The organism is Helicobacter pylori (assembly GCF_021062735.1).
Classification (GTDB): Bacteria; Campylobacterota; Campylobacteria; order Campylobacterales; family Helicobacteraceae; genus Helicobacter; species Helicobacter pylori_DN.
Genome location: NZ_JAHXLB010000008.1, coordinates 75,259 through 93,349, shown reverse-complemented (window position 1 = coordinate 93,349; position 18,091 = coordinate 75,259). Strand labels below are relative to the sequence as shown.

The 18,091-nt window shown below is 38.7% G+C and carries 19 protein-coding genes and 1 tRNA gene; 5 read left to right on the top strand and 15 right to left on the bottom strand.

Annotated features, from left to right (window positions below):
* The first annotated feature begins 134 nt into the window (after nucleotides 1-134).
* Nucleotides 135-1,292 carry a SulP family inorganic anion transporter gene (locus KX581_RS04975; RefSeq protein ID WP_231175748.1) on the top strand — a complete coding sequence of 386 codons (1,158 nt, stop codon included), beginning with the start codon at nucleotides 135-137 and terminating at the stop codon, nucleotides 1,290-1,292.
* Between the two features lie 33 nt (nucleotides 1,293-1,325).
* Here the strand turns inward: KX581_RS04975 and KX581_RS04970 are convergent.
* From KX581_RS04970 to kdsB, 3 genes are all read right to left on the bottom strand, one after another.
* Nucleotides 1,326-1,400: transfer RNA gene (locus KX581_RS04970), tRNA-Asn, on the bottom strand.
* 128 nt (nucleotides 1,401-1,528) lie between these two features.
* Nucleotides 1,529-2,980 carry a porin HopA gene (gene hopA, locus KX581_RS04965; protein WP_231175747.1) on the bottom strand — a complete coding sequence of 484 codons (1,452 nt, stop codon included), beginning with the start codon at nucleotides 2,978-2,980 and terminating at the stop codon, nucleotides 1,529-1,531.
* Between the two features lie 182 nt (nucleotides 2,981-3,162).
* On the bottom strand, nucleotides 3,163-3,894 hold the full coding sequence (gene kdsB, locus KX581_RS04960; RefSeq protein ID WP_231175746.1) for a 3-deoxy-manno-octulosonate cytidylyltransferase: 732 nt from the start codon (nucleotides 3,892-3,894) through the stop codon (nucleotides 3,163-3,165).
* Nucleotides 3,895-4,006: 112 nt separating this feature from the next.
* Here kdsB and dsbK point away from each other — a divergent pair, with 112 nt between their 5' ends.
* From dsbK to KX581_RS04940, 4 genes are read left to right on the top strand one after another with little or no spacing between them, the layout of a single operon-like run.
* Nucleotides 4,007-4,804 (top strand): protein disulfide-isomerase DsbK, encoded by a 798-nt coding sequence (gene dsbK, locus KX581_RS04955; protein ID WP_000603217.1) that lies wholly within the window; start codon nucleotides 4,007-4,009, stop codon nucleotides 4,802-4,804.
* Nucleotides 4,805-4,819: 15 nt separating this feature from the next.
* Nucleotides 4,820-5,470 carry a UPF0323 family lipoprotein gene (locus KX581_RS04950; protein ID WP_000743511.1) on the top strand — a complete coding sequence of 217 codons (651 nt, stop codon included), beginning with the start codon at nucleotides 4,820-4,822 and terminating at the stop codon, nucleotides 5,468-5,470.
* Between the two features lie 24 nt (nucleotides 5,471-5,494).
* Nucleotides 5,495-6,667, top strand: a complete 1,173-nt coding sequence (locus tag KX581_RS04945) for a glutathionylspermidine synthase family protein (RefSeq protein ID WP_231175745.1) — start codon at nucleotides 5,495-5,497, stop codon at nucleotides 6,665-6,667.
* Nucleotides 6,667-7,197, top strand: a complete 531-nt coding sequence (locus tag KX581_RS04940; protein WP_180629289.1) for a hypothetical protein — start codon at nucleotides 6,667-6,669, stop codon at nucleotides 7,195-7,197. Before KX581_RS04945 ends, KX581_RS04940 begins: the two co-directional genes overlap by 1 nt.
* A gap of 442 nt (nucleotides 7,198-7,639) precedes the next feature.
* On the opposite strand, the gene hcpE is transcribed toward KX581_RS04940, so the two are convergent.
* The 12 genes from hcpE to KX581_RS04880 all read right to left on the bottom strand — a co-directional run bounded on the left by hcpE (nucleotide 7,640) and on the right by KX581_RS04880 (nucleotide 17,929).
* Nucleotides 7,640-8,704 carry a tetratricopeptide repeat protein gene (gene hcpE, locus KX581_RS04935; RefSeq protein ID WP_231175744.1) on the bottom strand — a complete coding sequence of 355 codons (1,065 nt, stop codon included), beginning with the start codon at nucleotides 8,702-8,704 and terminating at the stop codon, nucleotides 7,640-7,642.
* A 93-nt stretch (nucleotides 8,705-8,797) separates the two neighbouring features.
* Nucleotides 8,798-9,163 (bottom strand): c-type cytochrome, encoded by a 366-nt coding sequence (locus tag KX581_RS04930; RefSeq protein WP_231175743.1) that lies wholly within the window; start codon nucleotides 9,161-9,163, stop codon nucleotides 8,798-8,800.
* Entirely contained in the window at nucleotides 9,163-10,083 is a 921-nt protein-coding gene (gene hemC, locus KX581_RS04925; protein WP_231175742.1) for a hydroxymethylbilane synthase, read from the bottom strand. Before hemC ends, KX581_RS04930 begins: the two co-directional genes overlap by 1 nt.
* A gap of 10 nt (nucleotides 10,084-10,093) precedes the next feature.
* On the bottom strand, nucleotides 10,094-11,827 hold the full coding sequence (gene proS, locus KX581_RS04920) for a proline--tRNA ligase (RefSeq protein ID WP_231175741.1): 1,734 nt from the start codon (nucleotides 11,825-11,827) through the stop codon (nucleotides 10,094-10,096).
* Between the two features lie 3 nt (nucleotides 11,828-11,830).
* Entirely contained in the window at nucleotides 11,831-13,180 is a 1,350-nt protein-coding gene (gene hemA / locus KX581_RS04915) for a glutamyl-tRNA reductase (protein WP_231175740.1), read from the bottom strand.
* Nucleotides 13,180-14,103 (bottom strand): polyprenyl synthetase family protein, encoded by a 924-nt coding sequence (locus KX581_RS04910; protein WP_231175739.1) that lies wholly within the window; start codon nucleotides 14,101-14,103, stop codon nucleotides 13,180-13,182. Before KX581_RS04910 ends, hemA begins: the two co-directional genes overlap by 1 nt.
* Before the next feature lie 9 nt (nucleotides 14,104-14,112).
* Nucleotides 14,113-14,508 carry a hypothetical protein gene (locus KX581_RS04905; RefSeq protein ID WP_231175738.1) on the bottom strand — a complete coding sequence of 132 codons (396 nt, stop codon included), beginning with the start codon at nucleotides 14,506-14,508 and terminating at the stop codon, nucleotides 14,113-14,115.
* Nucleotides 14,501-14,785, bottom strand: coding sequence for a DUF2018 family protein (locus KX581_RS04900; protein ID WP_001206051.1), 285 nt, complete (start codon nucleotides 14,783-14,785; stop codon nucleotides 14,501-14,503). Before KX581_RS04900 ends, KX581_RS04905 begins: the two co-directional genes overlap by 8 nt.
* Nucleotides 14,786-14,805: 20 nt before the next feature.
* Nucleotides 14,806-15,240, bottom strand: a complete 435-nt coding sequence (gene dps, locus KX581_RS04895; RefSeq protein ID WP_000846455.1) for a DNA starvation/stationary phase protection protein — start codon at nucleotides 15,238-15,240, stop codon at nucleotides 14,806-14,808.
* A 204-nt stretch (nucleotides 15,241-15,444) separates the two neighbouring features.
* Nucleotides 15,445-16,590, bottom strand: a complete 1,146-nt coding sequence (gene flgS, locus KX581_RS04890) for an acid survival sensor histidine kinase (protein WP_015086852.1) — start codon at nucleotides 16,588-16,590, stop codon at nucleotides 15,445-15,447.
* Nucleotides 16,587-16,904 carry a hypothetical protein gene (locus KX581_RS04885; protein WP_000609406.1) on the bottom strand — a complete coding sequence of 106 codons (318 nt, stop codon included), beginning with the start codon at nucleotides 16,902-16,904 and terminating at the stop codon, nucleotides 16,587-16,589. Before KX581_RS04885 ends, flgS begins: the two co-directional genes overlap by 4 nt.
* A complete protein-coding gene (locus KX581_RS04880; RefSeq protein ID WP_219025734.1) occupies nucleotides 16,901-17,929 on the bottom strand; it encodes a flagellar basal body P-ring protein FlgI in 1,029 nt (342 codons plus the stop codon). Before KX581_RS04880 ends, KX581_RS04885 begins: the two co-directional genes overlap by 4 nt.
* Nucleotides 17,930-18,091 lie beyond the last annotated feature (162 nt).

Genomic DNA, 18,091 nt, shown 5'->3' with positions numbered 1-18,091 from the left:
AAAAAAAAAAAAAACGATTTTAAGTATTTTTTACCATAAAATATTTAAGAAAGCTTAACGCTAAGAAAAATTTTATTGGTTTGAAATTGGTTTTTAAATCTTATAATCAAGCCATTCTAATGAGAAAGAAAGGCATGTTTGAAAAGATACAAAAAGAATGGCTGAGTAACATTCAAAAAGATTTGTTGTCTGGTTTTGTGGTGGGGCTTTCTGTGATCCCAGAGACGGCCGGCTTTGCGATCATGGTGGGTTTAGATGTGGGCGTGGCGTTTTATACGACCTTTTATATGGCTTTTGTTTTGTCTTTTTTTGGGGCTAGAAAGGCGATGATTAGCGCAGCGGCCGGCTCAGTGGCGCTCATTTTAGTGGGCGTGGTTAAAAACTATGGGCTTGAATACGCGGGCGTGGCGACTCTTATGGCAGGGGTGTTGCAAATTCTTTTAGGCTATTTGAAAATAGGGAATCTTTTGAGGTTTATCCCCCAATCAGTGATGTATGGCTTTGTGAACGCATTAGGCATTTTGCTTTTAATGGAGCAATTCAAATTCCTTCAAAACCAAAATTTAGGGGTGTTTATCTTACTTTTTATTGGGATATTGATCATTTACCTTTTCCCCTTAATCACTAAAAAAATCCCCTCTAATCTGATTTGTATCCTTATAGTGAGCGCGATCGCTTTAATTTTTGACACGCATGCACCGAATTTAGGGAGCATTGAGCAAGGGGTTTCAGGCTTTCATTTCATCATTATCCCCAAAAATTTGGATTTTAAAATAATGATAGAGTTGTTGCCTTACGCTCTTTCTTTAGCGCTAGTAGGCACGATAGAAAGTTTATTGACCGCTAAAACTTTAGATGTGATTTTAAAAGACGGCGTGAGCGATAAAAATAAAGAAACTAAAGCGCAAGGCTTGGGGAATATCGTCTCAGGGCTTTTGGGGGGAATGACAGGGTGCGCTTTAGTGGGGCAGTCTATCATCAACGCAAAATCCGGGGCTAAAACAAGGCTTTCTACTTTTTTTGCCGGCTTTTCTTTAATGGTGCTAATATTAGTGTTTAATGAATATGTGGTTAAGATCCCCATTGTGGCGGTTGTGGCGGTGATGGTGATGATTTCTTTCACCACTTTTAATTTCCAATCCATTATTAACATTAAAAAAATCAAGCCCTATGACACGCTCAACATGCTCTTAGTCGTGGCGGTGGTTTTATACACGCATAATTTAGCGATAGGGGTTGTGGTGGGGGTTTTAGTCAATGCGTTATGGATCAAATCAAAAGGGATTGCGTGAATTTTGCTATAAAAAAAAGATGAGTTAAAAGTATGGCTCCAGATGTAGGATTCGAACCTACGACCAAGCGGTTAACAGCCGCCTACTCTACCGCTGAGCTAATCTGGAATTTCGCTCAAAAAATAAAGAGAAATTTTAGTGTGTTTTTTGTAAAAAGTCAAGTAAAATGATGCCGTTATTCATTGAGAGCCAAAAAGTTGGCTTTGTTCTCATTAATAGTGAGAACCGATTCAGTATCAATAGGCCAAAACATAATTGAAATACACGCTATAAAGCCTTCGGAATGCTAATTTAGCGCCCATGAAAGAATAGTAATTCGTGTTGATGGTGGGGATTTTCACGCCTAATTCCACGCCATGGTGAATCCCTTGAAGCCTTAAACCGGTATTGAATAAGAATTGGAAATTGGTGTTGTTGATTTTAGTGCTGTAGATGCTAGTGGTGGTTTTTAAATTCACCAATTGGGAATTGAGCCATGTCGTGCCGGCTAGAGCGATGCCTCCAAAAATGCCAAAAGAGACTTTGCGGTTTTTATCGGATCCGCCATTGATGAAATTCAATAAAAGATCACTGCCTGCGCCATAAGTGAAAACATTAGAAGCGGAGTTGAAAAAGTTGGATTTGATATAGGCATGGTTGTAATCAAAAAAGGCATAATAACGGATCCCAAAAAATTTATTTTTCCCAAAAAATTGCTTATAGCCTAGTTGCACGCCCACGCCATTCATTGCCCCGTTATTGCTTTGAGAATTAATTAATCCCACGCTTCTAAAAGGGTTATGGCCAAACTCTTTGGTGGTAGTTTGGAATTGAGAATATTGGGTTTCGTTGAGAGAATAACTATAGCTAGATCGGCTCACCAAACTTTGAAACCCTTTAGAATCGGGCGTTTTTTGAAGGGTGTTATAGATGGTTTCTAAATTATCCCCTTTGAGGTAAGAGATAGTGTCATTAATGACGCTTGAGACTTGATTAAGGTTTTTATTAAAATCAGCGTTGGTAAATGCGCTTGGTTGGTTTGGACTTTCTGGGTCAGTTCTTCGGGATTGTGCGGCGGCTTCTTTAGCGCTATTTATCATGCTGTTTATGGCGTTAAAGGTGTTGCCAAAAATAGCGCATGCGTTCCCGCTTGCATTAATGCCCCATGGTTTGCCATTGCCTCCGTCTATTCCTGGGCATTGGCTTTGAAGGGTATTAATAATGGTGCTAGCTTGAGTTAAAAGATGGTCATAGTCATTTTCAATTTTAAGATCATTGTTTTTATTTTCTAGGGTATTTTGGAGCACTTGAGAAATCGCATTGATTTTGTCGTATTCACTAGTTGGTAGCGAGTTATTGGCTAAATTAGAGGCTATCACTTGCCACATTCCCACTGCAGAGCTGAGCGCTGAGGACACGGCTTGATTGGCGGTATTAGGGGTCGTTTTTAATCGGCTAGCGCTCTCTTTTAGATTGTTAATCGCTTGAGCGGTGCTTGAGTTGGTGTTAGAGGCCGTTTGTTTGAGTTCGTTATAGCGGGTTAAAAGATTGTTCAAATTTTCGTAAGCGTTGGAGACTTTTTGGATTTCGCCGGTGTTTTTCACTTGTTGAACCGCTTCGCCGATTTGATAGCCCACGCTCATAAAAACGCCGTCATCTTCAGCAAGGAGCGATGACGCCATAAGAGAAAGTAAAATCGTTTTTTTCATAAAATGTTCCTTAAAGTAATGTTTTATTTGTAAAATCGTATCAAATTGAAACTTTATTTACAATTAGTTTAAAGTATGACATAAATTTATTGAACTTTTAATAAAATTGAGCAAAAATTAACAAATTTTGCTTTTTTTTTGGATTTAAAAAGAGGTTTTTGATGGTGAAAATGCTGTAAATTTTAGCGCTCAAAGGAGTTGGGGCTAAAAATTTTCAAAGCGTTTTGCAAATCCTCTTTGGTGTCAATGCCCACGCTCCCACTTTGAACGATTTTGACTGCAATCTTTTTTTGATAATACAAAGCCCTTAATTGCTCTAATTTTTCCAGTTCCTCTAAAACGCAAGGTTTTAAAGCGCATAATTTCTCTAATATTTCTTTATTGTGGAAGCCATAAATACCGATATGCCCTAAAAGGGGGGTTTGGCGTTTCATATCAGCATCTCGTAAAAAGGGGATAAGAGAGCGCGAAAAATACAAGGCGTTATTTTGGCTATCTAAAACCACCTTGACTAAATTAGGGTTTTTGGCTTGCTCTTCATCAATGACTTTAGCGCAAGTCGCCATGAAAGGGGCGTTTTTGGTGGCTTCTAATAACGCTAAAATGACTTCTTTTTCTAAAAAAGGCTCATCGCCTTGCAAATTTAAAACCCTTTCATCGTTTTTTAACCCTAAAATTTGTGCCGCTTCCAAACAGCGTTCTGTGCCGCTATTATGGTGTTTGGAGGTTAGCACCGCTTTAATGTGGAATTTTTGGCATGTTTGCATGATGCTTTCATCATCGCAAGCGACCACGCATTCATCTACTAGATTCGCGTTTTTAGCGCAACGCACTACCATAGGCAAGCCAAAAATATCTTCTAGCACTTTATTTTTAAAACGACTGGATTTTAATCTAGCAGGAATGATAATCATCTTTAAACCTTTTTAAGCCTTATGAAAATAGAGAATTTTTATGGTATTATACCCATTAAAAGCTTATCCCTTTTATTGTAAGGGTTTAGGCTATTGAACTTTAGGAGTTTTAATGATATTAAGAGCGAGTGTGTTGAGCGCGTTACTTCTTGTAGGCTTAGGGGCAGCCCCTAAACATTCAGTTTCAGCTAATGACAAACGGATGCAGGATAATTTAGTGAGCGTGATTGAAAAACAAACCAATAAAAAGGTGCGTATTTTAGAGATCAAACCTTTAAAATCCAGCCAGGATTTAAAAATGGTCGTTATTGAAGATCCGGACACTAAATACAATATTCCGCTTGTAGTGAGTAAGGATGGTAATTTAGTCATAGGGCTTAGCAATATCTTTTTTAGCAATAAAAGCGATGATGTGCAATTGGTCGCAGAAACCAATCAAAAAGTCCAAGCCCTTAACGCCACCCAACAAAATAGCGCGAAATTGAACGCTATTTTTAATGAAATACCGGCTGATTATGCGATAGAGTTGCCCTCTACTAACGCTAAAAATAAGGATAAAATCCTTTATATTGTTTCTGATCCCATGTGCCCGCATTGCCAAAAAGAGCTCACTAAACTCAGGGATCACTTGAAAGAAAACACCGTGAGGATGGTTGTAGTGGGGTGGCTTGGGGTCAATTCGGCTAAAAAAGCGGCTTTGATCCAAGAAGAAATGGCGAAAGCTAGGGCTAGGGGAGCGAGCGTGGAAGATAAGATCTCTATTCTTGAAAAGATTTATTCCACCCAATACGATATTAACGCTCAAAAAGAGCCTGAAGATTTACGCACTAAAGTGGAAAATACCACTAAAAAGATTTTTGAATCTGGCATGATTAAGGGTGTACCTTTCTTATACCATTATAAGGCATGATATAAGGCTATTCTCATGAAAAAACCCTATAGAAAGATTTCTGATTATGCGATCGTGGGTGGTTTGAGCGCGTTAGTGATGGTAAGCATTGTGGGGTGTAAGAGCAATGCTGATGACAAACCAAAAGAGCAAAGCTCTTTAAGCCAAAGCGTTCAAAAAGGTGCGTTTGTGATTTTAGAAGAGCAAAAGGATAAATCTTACAAGGTTGTTGAAGAATACCCCAGCTCAAGAACCCACATTATAGTGCGCGATTTGCAAGGCAATGAACGCGTGTTAAGCAATGAAGAGATTCAAAAGCTCATCAAAGAAGAAGAAGCCAAAATTGATAACGGCACGAGCAAGCTTGTCCAGCCTAATAATGGAGGTGGGAGTAATGAAGGCTCAGGCTTTGGCTTGGGGAGCGCGATTTTAGGGAGTGCGGCGGGGGCGATTTTAGGGAGTTATATTGGCAATAAGCTTTTCAATAACCCTAATTATCAGCAAAACGCCCAACGGACCTACAAATCCCCACAAGCTTACCAACGCTCTCAAAATTCCTTTTCTAAAAGTGCACCTAGCGCTTCAAGCATGGGAGGAGCGAGTAAGGGACAGAGTGGGTTTTTTGGCTCTAGTAGGCCTACTAGCTCGCCGGCGGTAAGCTCTGGGACAAGGGGCTTTAACTCATAATTTAATCTATTTTAAGGCTAAAAAATGCAAGTGATTCCTTTAAAACCTTTAGACAATAAGACCTTAGAAGAAATCGGCTTAGATTGGCACACTAATGACGACATGTCGTCTTATATCGCTGATGAAATGGTGGTTGTTTCTCAAAAAGAAGCGGACGCTTATTATGACGCTTGTAATGAGCTTTATGACATGTTTGTAGAAACGGCTGAAGAGGCCATTCAAAACGATCGCTTTTTTGAATTGGATATTCCTAACGCGCTCATTCCTATGATCAAACAGAGTTTTGAAGAGGAAGTGCATTGGCACATTTACGGGCGTTTTGATTTAGCCGGGGGGCTTGATGGCAAGCCTATTAAATTACTGGAATTTAACGCTGATACCCCCACCATGCTCTATGAAACTGCAGTGATTCAATGGGCGTTACTCAAAGCCAATGGCTATGATGAAAACAAGCAATTCAATAACCTTTATGAAGCGCTTGGCGAGAATTTTAAACGCATGGTAACTTTGGGCGAAGACACGAGCCGTTTTGAGGAAATGTATGAGGGGTGGAAAATCCTTTTTTCAAGCGTTAGGGGGAATATTGAAGAAGAGCGTACCATGCGTTTTTTGCAAGACGCTGCTCAGAGCGTGGGGTTTGAAACGGATTTTTCTTACATTGATGAGGTGGAATTTAATATAGAAGAGGGCGTGTTTAAAAATGGCTTGAATTATGAGTTTTTATTCAAACTAATCCCATGGGAAAACATCGCTATTGATGAGCCAGAATTAGCCCTTTTGATGCAAAGCATGATGGAAAATAAAAACACGATTTTTTTAAACCCCGCTTACACGATCCTTTTCCAATCCAAGCGTTTTTTAAAACTTTTATGGGACAGATACCCCAACCACCCCTTATTGTTAGAAACGAGCTATGAGCCATTATCCCATAAAAAGCAAATCAAAAAAGTGGCTTTTGGTAGGGAAGGGGCGAATAGTGAAATCTTTGAAGCTTCCATGCAATCGCTTTTGAAAACGGACGGCGTTTATTCTAACCACAAACCCGTTTATCAAGAGTTTTACGAGCTCAATTCGCATAACGGGTTGTATTATCAGCCTAATGTGTTTTTTGCTTATGAATCTTGCGCGTTAGGGTTTAGAAAAGGGGGGTTGATCTTGGATAATTTTTCTAAATTCGTGAGCCATAGGTTGCAATAATGACCGCAATGATGCGTTATTTCCACATCTATGCGACCACTTTTTTCTTCCCTTTGGCGCTTCTTTTTGCGGTTAGCGGGCTTTCATTGCTCTTTGGGGTGTGCCAAGACACTGGTGCTACTATCAAAGAGTGGGTTTTAGAAAAATCCTTAAAAGAAGAAGAACGATTGGATTTTTTAAAAGACTTTCTAAAAGAAAACCATATCGCTATGCCTAAAAAGATAGAGCCTAGAGAGCATAGGGGAGCGTTAGTCATTGGCACGCCTTTGTATGAAATCAACCTTGAAACTAAAGGCGATCAAACAAAAATCAAAACCATTGAAAGGGGCTTTTTAGGCGCGCTCATCATGCTGCATAAGGCTAAGGTGGGCGTTGTGTTTAAGGCGCTTTTGGGGATTTTTTGCGTGTTTTTATTGTTGTTTTATTTGAGCGCGTTTTTAATGGTGGCTTTTAAGGACACTAAACGCATGTTTATAAGCGTTTTGATAGGGAGTATCGTTTTCTTTGGAGCGATCTATTGGTCTTTGTAGGGTTTAAAAATAAAAGGTATTTTTTACAATCAAAATAAAAGAACTAATCGAGTGATAGCTCTAGCGTTCTTATGGGGTTATGGGGAGTTTTGAGATTTGTAGGGGAATATTTCAAAATGCCTTCTATTCCCTTATGAGTTCTAAAAATCCCATTTTTTAAAAAATTAAAGAATGTTAATGCTGAATAAGCTTATTCATATGGGAGCGGAAGCGACACTAAAGGTATTTGAGATTTTCCCTAGGCTGATGTGTAGAGTTTGGGTTTCATTCTGTATCCCTAATGGATTTTACAGAGTTTGATCTCTAGTGTATCCGCTCACGCATCATGCCTTTAAAGGCGTAACTCCTTTGCCCCAGATACGAATGCAATGTTACAGATTAACAGCATCCATCACAAACACTAAAGGCGTTTGGGCTTTCTATTTGGGTGGTTTTAAATTTTTCAATACCCCCTAAGTTTAGTGAGGTTTTCGCATGCTTGTTTCATGCCTAGCTTACAGCCCTTGTCATAAATCATTATGGCGTTTTCTTTATCTTTCATGTTGTAATACATGCCCGCTAGAGCGAAGCAACCCACTTCATCGCCCATATCACAACCCCTTTCATAATTATCAAGGGCTTTCCTCAAGTCTTTTGGAACAGCGTCCCCTTGGGAATACATAAAGCCCATCCTAGAGCAACTCACCGCGCTCCCCATATCGCATGCTTGTTTGAAATAATCAAAAGCCTTTTGGGGATCTTTTTTGACATACCTGCCTAACATATACATAGAGCCTAAACTCGCGCAACCACTAGAATTGTTTAATCCGCAAGCTTTTTGCAAATAATCAAACGCCACTTCAAAATCTTCATCAAGCCCTGCATCGCCATTTTCAAACAAACTCCCTAACGCGCGACAAGCTTGCCCATCACCCAATCGGCACGCTTTCAAATAATAGATGACGGCTTTATGGTTGCTTTGTTTGACTTCTAAAAAGCCTTTTTCATAAGCCACGCCCAAAACATAACACCCCTTAGCCATATCAAAATTACAGCTTTTTTGATAGTAGGTAACCGCTTGAGCGGCATTGCCTTTGATTTTTCGGTCATAAATAATGCCTAAATTGTAGCAACTCTCAGGGTGTTTTAAAACGCACGCCTTAGCATAAGCGTCAATGGCCTCTTGATAATTTTGAGTCGTGCCTAACCCCTCATCATAAAGCCCCCCTAAACCAAAACACCCTTCCCTATCGTCAGCCTGGCATGCGGTTTTATAATATTCTAGGGCTTTTTTATAATCTATTCTAGTGCCTTGCCCGTTTTCATAAATGATTCCTAATTGCGTGCAACCTTCACTCACCCCATCGTTGCATGCTTTTTTAAAATAGGATGCCGCTTTAGAATAGTTCCCGCTTTTATAGGCTTTTTCAGCAACCCCTAAAAAGCTATTGTCTTTCCCCCATAAATGGGCATTCAAGCACCAAAAAAATAACCCACAAACTAATATTTTTAAAATTTTGACACTCATTCTTACCTTCTTTATAAATTCTGATTTTTAGAACCCTCTTCAATCAAAACAAAAAATGCAACGCTCCATTTTAACATAAATCAAGCGCTTTGATTAAGGCTTAAAAGGTTCCTTACGCTCTTCTTTATGCTCTAAAGAGGTGATGTAAAGGTAAATCGCTTGGATTTCTTCTAAATTGAGGTTGTATTTAGGCATCATGCCTTTGCCTAAACTCAAGGCGTCTTTAAAGGTTTTAAAATCTAAATGGTTGATTTTAGGGGCGTAGAGGATTTTTTTCTCGCCTTTTTCATAATAAAAGGTGATTTCTTGTTTTTCGCCCTTAATGCCATGGCATTTCGCGCACGCAACGCCCCTAGGGTTTTTATAAAGAGCCATCCCGTATTCTAAATCAGAGATGAAATCCGCTTCTTTAGCATTCAAATTGAATAAGCTTATAACTAGCGCGATAAACAAACGCATTAAAACAACTGCGCCTTTTCTAAAATCTCTTTAGCCCCGCTTTGTAAAAATTCTTCTAAAAGCTCTTGAACTAAATCAAACGCTTTAGTTTTATCCCCTTGCTTTTCTTTAGTGATGGCTTCTTTCCCGTTAGGCAAGCCTAAAACCGCCTGGATTTTAACCCTATCGCCCATTAAACTCGCATGCACGCCTACAGGGATCTGACACCCCCCATTAAGCCCCTTAATAAACTCCCTTTCCAAATGGCAGCAAAACGCGCTTTTCTCATCGTTGAGTTTTTGAAGCGTGGCAAAATGCTTGTGGTTTTTGAGCATTTCTACCCCTAAAGCCCCCTGACCCATGCTAGGAATCATTTCTTTTACGCTAAAAGCCTTGCGGTATTTCGCTCCTTGAATTTCTAGGCGGCATAACCCAGCTTCAGCTAAAATGATAGCGTCAAATTCTCCGCATTCAAGCTTTTTCAAACGGGTTTGGACATTCCCCCTTAAGCTTTCTGTGTCTAGATCCTGACGCTTTAATTTGAGCTGCATGGAACGCCTTAAAGAAGTCGTGCCAACCTTTGCCCCTTTAGGTAAGCTCATCAAATCAGGGAATTTCATGCTTAAAAAAGTGTCCCTCGCATCAGCCCTTTTGGTGATGCATGCCAAGTCTAACCCCTTTTCAAACACGACCGGCACATCTTTTAAAGAATGCACCGCCAAATCAATTTCGCCTTTTAAAAGCAATTCTTCTAATTCCTTAGTGAATAGCCCCTTACCGCCAATCTTATTTAAAGGGGTGTCTAAGATTTTATCGCCCTTAGTCTTAACGATTTGAATCTCGCTTTCTATAAAACATTCTTTTTTCAGGCGTTCTTTAATGTGATTTGCTTGCCATAAGGCTAATTCGCTCCCCCTAGAGCCAATCACCAAATTTCCCACTCACTCCCCCTTATTCGCTTTCTAACATTTCTAAAATTTTTTCTTCTAATTCTGTGTCTTTAAGCGTTTGTTTTTCTAAATTAGCGCGTTTGATGCATTCAAATTCTTTACTCTCTAAAGTTTGCTTCCCAACAATGAGCGCTAATCGTTCCCCAATCAATTCAAAATCCCTCATCTTCGCCCCAAAACGAGCGTCTCTGTCATCTAACAGCGCATCAATGCCCTTTTGAAGTAGCCTTTCATACACTTCAAAAGCGAGTTTTTTTTGTGCTTCATCTTTCCAATTAGAAACCACGATCACCACATCAAAAGGAGCGGTATTTTTCGTCCACACACAGCCTAAATCATCGCTTTTTTGCTCTAAAATCGCACTGAGCAATCGGCTAATGCCTATCCCATAGCACCCCATTTCAAAAAACCGCTCCTTACCATTCTTATCCAAGAAACTCGCCTTCAAGCTTTTAGCATAGCCTTGCCCGAGTTTGAAAATATGCCCCACTTCCAAACTCTTATGGTATTTCAATTCTCCTTGACAATTAGGGCAATGATCGCTCTCTTTAACCTGAACAATATCCGCATAAACAAGATTTTCAAACCCTTTTAAATCCACGCCCACCGCATGAAAATCCTTTTCATTAGCCCCAGCGATCAAGCAATCGCTCTCTTTTAAATCTTCATCAAAAACAATGTAAGAAACATGCTTTTTCAAGCCATAAGGCCCTATAAAACCCGCTATCAACCCTGCGTTGTTTAAATCTTCTTTACTGGCCTCTCTCAATTCTAAAGCGTTCGCTCCTAAAAGATTCAAGGCGTTTAGGGCTTTAACTTCTTCTAAATTGTCATCGCCCCTAACAAAAAAGCACGCTAGGGTTTCTTTATCTTTATGGATCACTTTTCTCACAAGCGCTTTTAAAACAAAATAAGGCTCTGTTTTAAAAAACTCCGCCACGCTTTGTGCACTGGTGGTATTAGGGGTAGGGAATTTCGCTAATTGCGCTTTTGGGACATTCAAAGGTTCAGGCCTTTTAGAGCGTTTAGCGATTTCAATGTTGGCGGCATAATCGCAATTTTTACACACCACGATCGTGTCTTCCCCGCATTCTGTTAAAACGACAAATTCCCTGCTTTTACTCCCCCCAATCGCCCCGCTATCCGCTTCCACAATGCGAAAATCCAAACCCAAATCGCTTAAAATCTCTTTATAAGCGCTTTGCGTGTTTGAAAATTCCTTATCCAAGCTCTCAGCGTCTTCATGAAAGCTATAACCATCTTTCATGATAAATTCCCTCGCTCTCACTAGCCCGAACCGAGGGCGGATTTCATCACGGAATTTCGTGTGGATTTGATAGAGATGGATGGGTAATTGCTTGTAGCTTTTAATGAAATTAGCGGCAATTTCGGTGATATTTTCTTCTAAAGTGGGGCTTAAAACAAAATCATTGTCTTTTCGGTCCTTAAAAACCAATAATTCCTTGCCGTATTTATCCAAACGGCCTGATTTTTCCCACAAACTCGCCAAAACGACAAAACTCATTAAAATATTTTGCGCCCCATGCTCTTGCATGCGTTTGTGCGTGATGTTTTCTATCTTGTCTAGCACTTTTTTAGCTAAGGGCAAAAAATTATAAATCCCGCTGCCTACTTGATAAATGTATCCTGCTTGAGCTAAATGTTTATGGCTTTTTAACACGGCATCTTTAGGGGGTTCTTTGAGAGTGGGGGCAAAGAGTTTTGAAAATAGCATGCATTATTCCTCGTAATATTCGCATTTATAGAGATTCAAATTTTGGGCATGATTGGCGCTAGATTTGTCTAAATTAAACAGGTTTTTAATCGCGCCCACAAGCACATCGGATTCTTCTTTTTGAGCGTTCTTTTTTAAGGCGATGGTAGGGTGGTGCAAAAAGGTATTGAAAGCGTTGTGCAAGATCTTTTCAATGTTGTTTTCGTATTCTTTAGGCACATAGCGTTTTTTAAGCGCTTTTTGCAATTCTTTTTGGGCTGAAATCCTAGCCAATTCCCTTAAATCCTTAATCAAAGGCTCTACTTCTAAACTTTGGATCCATTGGTAAAACTCCATTGTGGCAAGCCCTACAATCTCATAAGCTTTCGTCCTGCTCTCTTGCCTGTTTTCCACATTTTCTTTAACCATAGGCTCTAAATCATCCACGCTGTATAAGAAAATATTATCCAATACCGGCTTTTCAATATTCCGTGGCACGGCTAAATCAAACCAAAAACGCCTGAAAATCGTTTCTTTTAACATGCAATTTTGCACGATAAAATGCGGCGAAGAAGTGGCGCAAAAAAGCAATTCGTATTCATTAATATAAGCGTTTAAATTTTCTATATTTTGAAAGCTCACTTTTTTAGGCTCTTCTAATTCTTTGACAAAATCTTCAAATTTAGCCTCATTACGCCCTAAGATAAGCGTTTCAAATTGCTTGTTTAAAAGGTGCTTGATGACTAATTGAGCCATCTCGCCAAGCCCTATCACAAGGGCTTTTTTATCCTTAATCCTTTCTTTTTCAAAAATATTAAGCGCTTCTTTGACCGCTACTGAAGAAATGGAAACCCCTTGCTTGGAAATGCCGGTTAAATTGCGCACTTTAGCGGCGCATTTGAAAGCAAAATGGAGCAATCGGGTTAAATCTTTGGAGCAAAATTTCTCTTCAAAAGCGAATTTATAGGCGTTTTTCATCTGCCCTGTGATTTGAGTTTCCCCCACCACCAAGCTATCCAAACTGCTGCACACGCTAAAGACATGATGGACTGCGCTTTCATCAGTATTGATTAAAACGCATTTTTCTAAATCAGACACGCTCATTTTTTTATTTTGAGCCAAAATTTTTAGTAACGCGTTTTTTTGTTCATTAGCATGAGCGCCGTGTTTCAGGCTCGCATAAATTTCAAAGCGATTGCATGTGGATAACACCATGCACTCTTTGATATTAGGGCAGTGGGTTTTAATGGTTTGTAAAAATTCTTTAAGCGTTGCGCTCGAATTGATAGCGAGTTTTTCTCGCATTTCTAAGCTCATGCTTTTATGCGTAAAGGCTAGGGTGAAATATTTTGATAAATGAGTTTCTAACTCCATTAAAAAGTCCTATAAATGACATCTTGTGCTAGTTTTTCTAAAATCAAATTGTTTTCCCCTTTAATGGCTTCGAGAGCCTTTTTAGAATAAACTTGAGCGATCTTAAGGGTTTCTTCTATGATACCATATTGCTTGAATTTTTCCTTAGTCCATTCTATGATTTCATGACTATCTTGTTTAAAATAAGAAATTAAAAGCCCTTGTTCATGCTGATTTAATTTTTCATATAAAAGCAAGTAGGGTAGAGTGGTTTTGCCTTCTTTAAAATCGCTAAAATTGGGCTTACCTAGAGTTTTGGCGTCTTGAGTGATGTCTAATAAATCATCAATGATTTGAAACGCCATGCCAAAATGCAACCCAAAATCCGCATACATTTTGGCGTCTTTATTTAAAAGAATCGCCATGCTCTTTAAGCTCGCTTCCATGAAATGAGCGGTCTTGTCTTCTAAAATACGCCAGTATTTTTGTTTGTCGCTATTAAAACATTCCCCCACAAACACGTCTTCAATCTCGCCCCTAGAGAGCCTTAAAACCGCATTAGAGAGGATTTGAGCGATTGCTTCGCCCATTTTAGACAATTCAAAAAAGGCTTTGGAATAAAACACATCCCCAAGCATCACGGCGTTAAAATTACCAAAAAGAGCGTTAATGCTAGGGAGTTTTCGGCGCATGGTCGCTTTGTCAATCACGTCATCATGCAATAAAGAAGCGGTCTGTATCATTTCTACAATCGCACACAAATTGAAGGCTTTATCTAATAAAATAGCGTCTGTTTTTTCGTCTAACAAAGCGAGCATGAGTTTGGAGCGCAACATTTTTGAAGGGCCAATCTTAGAAAACAATTCATCTATAAAGCCACTTTCTATTTCTTTGATCCAAGAAGCGATCTTGTTTTGAATGGCTTTGAGTTGTTTTTCTTGCATGCAAATTCCTTAAGGCTCTTTAGGAGAAAAAACAAGGGGTATAAGGGCTAAAAGCCTTAAAGCGGCTTTATCTTCTTTAAAACCTTTAAACACAAGCGACAGAGTGCTGTTAGAAGAAAATTTTTCTTCAAAAACTTTGAGATTATAGGTGTTTCTCGCATGATCGGTGTATAAAATAAACTGGTAAGGGAAATGGTTAAAACGCATGTTGATGACTAAACCTTTATTTGCATATAGCGTCCAATAGAGCGTGATTTCTTTGGTTTGTTCGTTTGAAGTGTCTTTGATGATCGCCTTAAACACTTCATCTTTTTTTAATTCTAGCGTTTTATCTATCCCATAATCAAGCCCGAACGCCTTTAAAAAAAAGAGGAATATCAAACCATAGCGGATAAGCTCATTCATTCCCGCTAAGAATATTCGCCATGGATTGGATCACGATGTCTGTTTTTCTGCTTTCTATTTTTTGTTGCAACTCTTCATCCATTCTTAAAGCTTTAGCGAAAGATTCAAACTTTTCTTCCAAGTCTTCTTTTTCTATAAAAGTTTCCAAAAGAGCCAAAAGCTCTAAAAGCCTTTCTAGCTCTTTTTTAGAAAGCTTTTTACTCGCATGAAAAATAATGTCATTCCACTTGTCTAAGGGGTTTCCCTCAAAAATTTCAAGCTCGCTGTAATCTCTCATGCTGGCTTCTTTTTGATAGCTTAAGCCAAATGGGCTTCTAGCATCCAAATGGATTTTTGCAACTTGGCCAATTGATCGTCCGCATAAGTTACGGTAACTTTATCGCCTTCTTTTTCAGCGGTGTTAGAAAGCTCTTTAAATTCTTTTTCTAGGTGTTTGTAATCGCCTAGAATTTCTTTAAAGATGTCTTTAGAGTGGAAGCTTGTTTTAGTTTCTTCTTTAACACGAGTGAGTTTGAGCGCTTCGGATAAAGTGACTAAGGGGTGATGCCCTAATTGAGCGATCCTTTCAGCGAGATCATCAAACATGTCCGCAAATTCTTCATAAATTTCTTCAGTGGCTTTATGCACATTGAAAAAATCGGTGCCTTTCACATTCCAATGGAAGTTATGCACTTTCATAAATAACACGATCGCATCCGCTTGCAAATGTTTTAAAATTTCAAATGTTTTCATCAAAAGTCCTTTTTTAAAATTGTTTTAGGCTTTTATTTTCATAAAAACCTTGATCGCTATCCTACACCAAAAGAGTTAATAAAAAATTTTTTTGATCTTATTTTTGTCAAATATTGATAAACCCTATTCAATTCAATATTATTTAATCTTTTTAAAATTTTGTTTTATAGTAAAACTCATTTTTAAGGGGGATAGTTATCCAAATTAAGAAGCGTTAAGAATCTTAATTTCAAAGGTTTTTTCTTGATTTTCTAATAGCGCAATGCTCCCTTCATGGGCTTTAACCACTTGTAAAGACAGGGCTAACCCTAAGCCATTACCCTTCAATTTAGTGGTTTCAAAAGGCTCAAATAAAGCGCTTTTGTTTTCCACTTCCTTGCCGTTATCAATAATAGTGAAGACAATAAATTCGTTTTGAATGAACGCTTCAATCTTCACTTGACCCTGTTCGCTCTCTTCTAAGGCTTCAATCGCATCAATGGCGTTATACAAGAAATTTTGCAACACAATCCCCATTAAATCAAAGTCAAAAAACCCTTCTTCATCGCTAAAATTAAAAAGAAAATCAATGTCTTTAGAGTAAGTGTAGCAATTTAGGGCTTCTTTGAGATCGCTCTCTAGCGTTTTTAAACTTTGCTTGGTGCGGTTGGCTTGAATGCCTTTAGAAAAAAGCAAGGTGGCTTTAATGATTCTTTCCACGCGCCATAAAGCTTTTTGCAATTCTACAACAATGGGCTTAGTCTTTTCGTTCGCATGCTTTAATAACACCGAAGCTAAAAGAGAGATAGAGCCTACAGGGTTTCTGATCTCATGGGCTAAATGCGCTGAGATTTTCCCCATAGAAGCGAGCCGCTCTTGGCGTTTTTGAGCGCTAATATCGGTTGCGGTGATGATTTGCTTGCCTTGAATGCTGTTTTGCTGGACTAAATAGCTTTTATTTTCATGTTCAATTTCAGTGTTAAAATTTTCTAATTTAGCCTTATTGAACACCTCATGGCTTTGATTGGCTAAAGAATTTTTATAAAAAAAGCTCCCATTTTCATTCATCACCCAAATGGCTTGCGGTAAAATTTCTATGACCCATTCATAAAGGGCTTTATAATCCTTAAATTCCTTTTCTACCTTGTAGCTTTGTAAAATAAATTGGTTTAAAAGCCCTAGCAATTCTTGCATGTCTTTTTTGTTGGAAAAATTTTCTAATAAATCTTCGCTCTCTTTGGGTTTAAAATTTTCTAATGAAATCACATTATCCTCTTTTTTTAACAACCCCTTGAAAGAAGAAGCCTTATAAGAGTGTTTCAAATGGGAACGCTTTAAATAAGGGCGTTTTAAGCGCTTGGATTTTTTCATGGTTTTTGTTTTTCTTGCTCTTTTAAGAAATTAAACAGCATTTCGCTATAGCCAAAATTCCCGCTCAATTCTTTAGAAAGAGTGTCCTTATACATGGAAGTGTAAATCTCATCGCCTGGGGCTTTAGGATACAAAGGGTTATCCATTTTCATAGCACTATCTAGCATGAATTTTAAAAGCAACGCTTCAAAAGAATCGGTTTGTTCTTTGAGGAGCTTGTCGTTTTTATTTTGAGCGAGTGCTTTTAATTTCTCTTCGCTCGCTAATTTAGAAACGTTGTATTGCTCTAACATGGCTTTATTGTTGTTTATCATAGTATCTCCATTTCAGCGCTAATCGCGCCGCTTTTTTTTAGGGCTTGCAAGATTGAAACCATCCCCTTAGCGCTCACGCCAATTTTTTGTAAGGCTTTTACCACCCCGGCAATGGTGATGTTTTTCCCGTTAGAACTCAGCGTGTTATGAGCGGTGTCTAAGGATATGTTGTTGTCTAAATCCTGCGTGTTTTTAAAATCATTTAATGGCTCTTTAGTGATTTTAAGCGTGATGTCCTGGCTTGTAACCACTATAGGATGCACTATTATATCCACTCCTGAAACGATCGTGCCTGATTTTTCATCTACAATGATCTTATTTTTCGCGCTGTAATTGATAGGGATTTCTTGCACTAAAGCTAAAAACTCCACCATAGAAAGACGCTCTGGGCGGGTGATTTGAATGGTTTTTGGATCTAGCGCTATGGCTACTTTATTGCCAAATACCTTATTTAAAGTGTTTTGCACTTGGATAGCGTTTTTAAAATTAGGGTTTTTTAGGCTTAAAGTCATGGCGTTTTTATGGAACAAATCATACGAAACCTCCCTTTCAATAGTCGCTCCATTGATGATATTGGCTGAGAGCAAGTTATTAGAATTACCCGAAACGATAGCCCCTTGAGCGAGGGCGTAAATATTCCCATCTACCGCATTTAAAGGGGTCATCACCAAAGTCCCTCCTTGAATGGATTTTGCATCCCCAATAGAAGAAATGTGAATATCAATTTTATCGCCCTGTCTTGCAAAGGGGGGCAAGGAGGCTGTAATCATCACGGCAGCGACATTTTTAGATTTAATATCGTCTGCAGAGATCTTAACATTCACGCTCTCTAGCATGTTAGAAATGGATTGCATGGTGAATTTTGAGCCGGATTTATCCCCTGTGCCATTTAAGCCAATCACAAGCCCATAGCCAATCAGCTGGTTATCCCTTACGCCCACCACGCTCGCTATATCGCCTATTTTTTCGGCCAAAAGCTTGTGGAAAGCTAATACAAAAATAAGCCACAAAAACACCCGTTTCAATCAAACCCTTTCTTATTCCTTAAATTCTAATTATTTTAGCATAAGCCTTTTATAAAAACTTTAAACTTAATTGAGCGCATTTTTATGCTATACTCAAAAATCTTATAAACTTTAAATCAAAGATTTTAATTTTAGCCTTTTATTAGCTTTTTATAAAGTTTC

Excerpts from the sequence above, each read along its gene's own strand:
- KX581_RS04975 (WP_231175748.1), top strand. The coding sequence starts at position 135 with ATGTTTGAAAAGATACAAAAAGAATGGCTGAGTAACATTCAAAAAGAT.
- hopA (WP_231175747.1), bottom strand. The coding sequence starts at position 2,980 with ATGAAAAAAACGATTTTACTTTCTCTTATGGCGTCATCGCTCCTTGCT.
- kdsB (WP_231175746.1), bottom strand. The coding sequence starts at position 3,894 with ATGATTATCATTCCTGCTAGATTAAAATCCAGTCGTTTTAAAAATAAA.
- dsbK (WP_000603217.1), top strand. The coding sequence starts at position 4,007 with ATGATATTAAGAGCGAGTGTGTTGAGCGCGTTACTTCTTGTAGGCTTA.
- KX581_RS04950 (WP_000743511.1), top strand. The coding sequence starts at position 4,820 with ATGAAAAAACCCTATAGAAAGATTTCTGATTATGCGATCGTGGGTGGT.
- KX581_RS04945 (WP_231175745.1), top strand. The coding sequence starts at position 5,495 with ATGCAAGTGATTCCTTTAAAACCTTTAGACAATAAGACCTTAGAAGAA.
- KX581_RS04940 (WP_180629289.1), top strand. The coding sequence starts at position 6,667 with ATGACCGCAATGATGCGTTATTTCCACATCTATGCGACCACTTTTTTC.
- hcpE (WP_231175744.1), bottom strand. The coding sequence starts at position 8,704 with ATGAGTGTCAAAATTTTAAAAATATTAGTTTGTGGGTTATTTTTTTGG.
- KX581_RS04930 (WP_231175743.1), bottom strand. The coding sequence starts at position 9,163 with ATGCGTTTGTTTATCGCGCTAGTTATAAGCTTATTCAATTTGAATGCT.
- proS (WP_231175741.1), bottom strand. The coding sequence starts at position 11,827 with ATGCTATTTTCAAAACTCTTTGCCCCCACTCTCAAAGAACCCCCTAAA.
- hemA (WP_231175740.1), bottom strand. The coding sequence starts at position 13,180 with ATGGAGTTAGAAACTCATTTATCAAAATATTTCACCCTAGCCTTTACG.
- KX581_RS04910 (WP_231175739.1), bottom strand. The coding sequence starts at position 14,103 with ATGCAAGAAAAACAACTCAAAGCCATTCAAAACAAGATCGCTTCTTGG.
- KX581_RS04905 (WP_231175738.1), bottom strand. The coding sequence starts at position 14,508 with ATGAATGAGCTTATCCGCTATGGTTTGATATTCCTCTTTTTTTTAAAG.
- KX581_RS04900 (WP_001206051.1), bottom strand. The coding sequence starts at position 14,785 with ATGAGAGATTACAGCGAGCTTGAAATTTTTGAGGGAAACCCCTTAGAC.
- dps (WP_000846455.1), bottom strand. The coding sequence starts at position 15,240 with ATGAAAACATTTGAAATTTTAAAACATTTGCAAGCGGATGCGATCGTG.
- flgS (WP_015086852.1), bottom strand. The coding sequence starts at position 16,590 with ATGAAAAAATCCAAGCGCTTAAAACGCCCTTATTTAAAGCGTTCCCAT.
- KX581_RS04885 (WP_000609406.1), bottom strand. The coding sequence starts at position 16,904 with ATGATAAACAACAATAAAGCCATGTTAGAGCAATACAACGTTTCTAAA.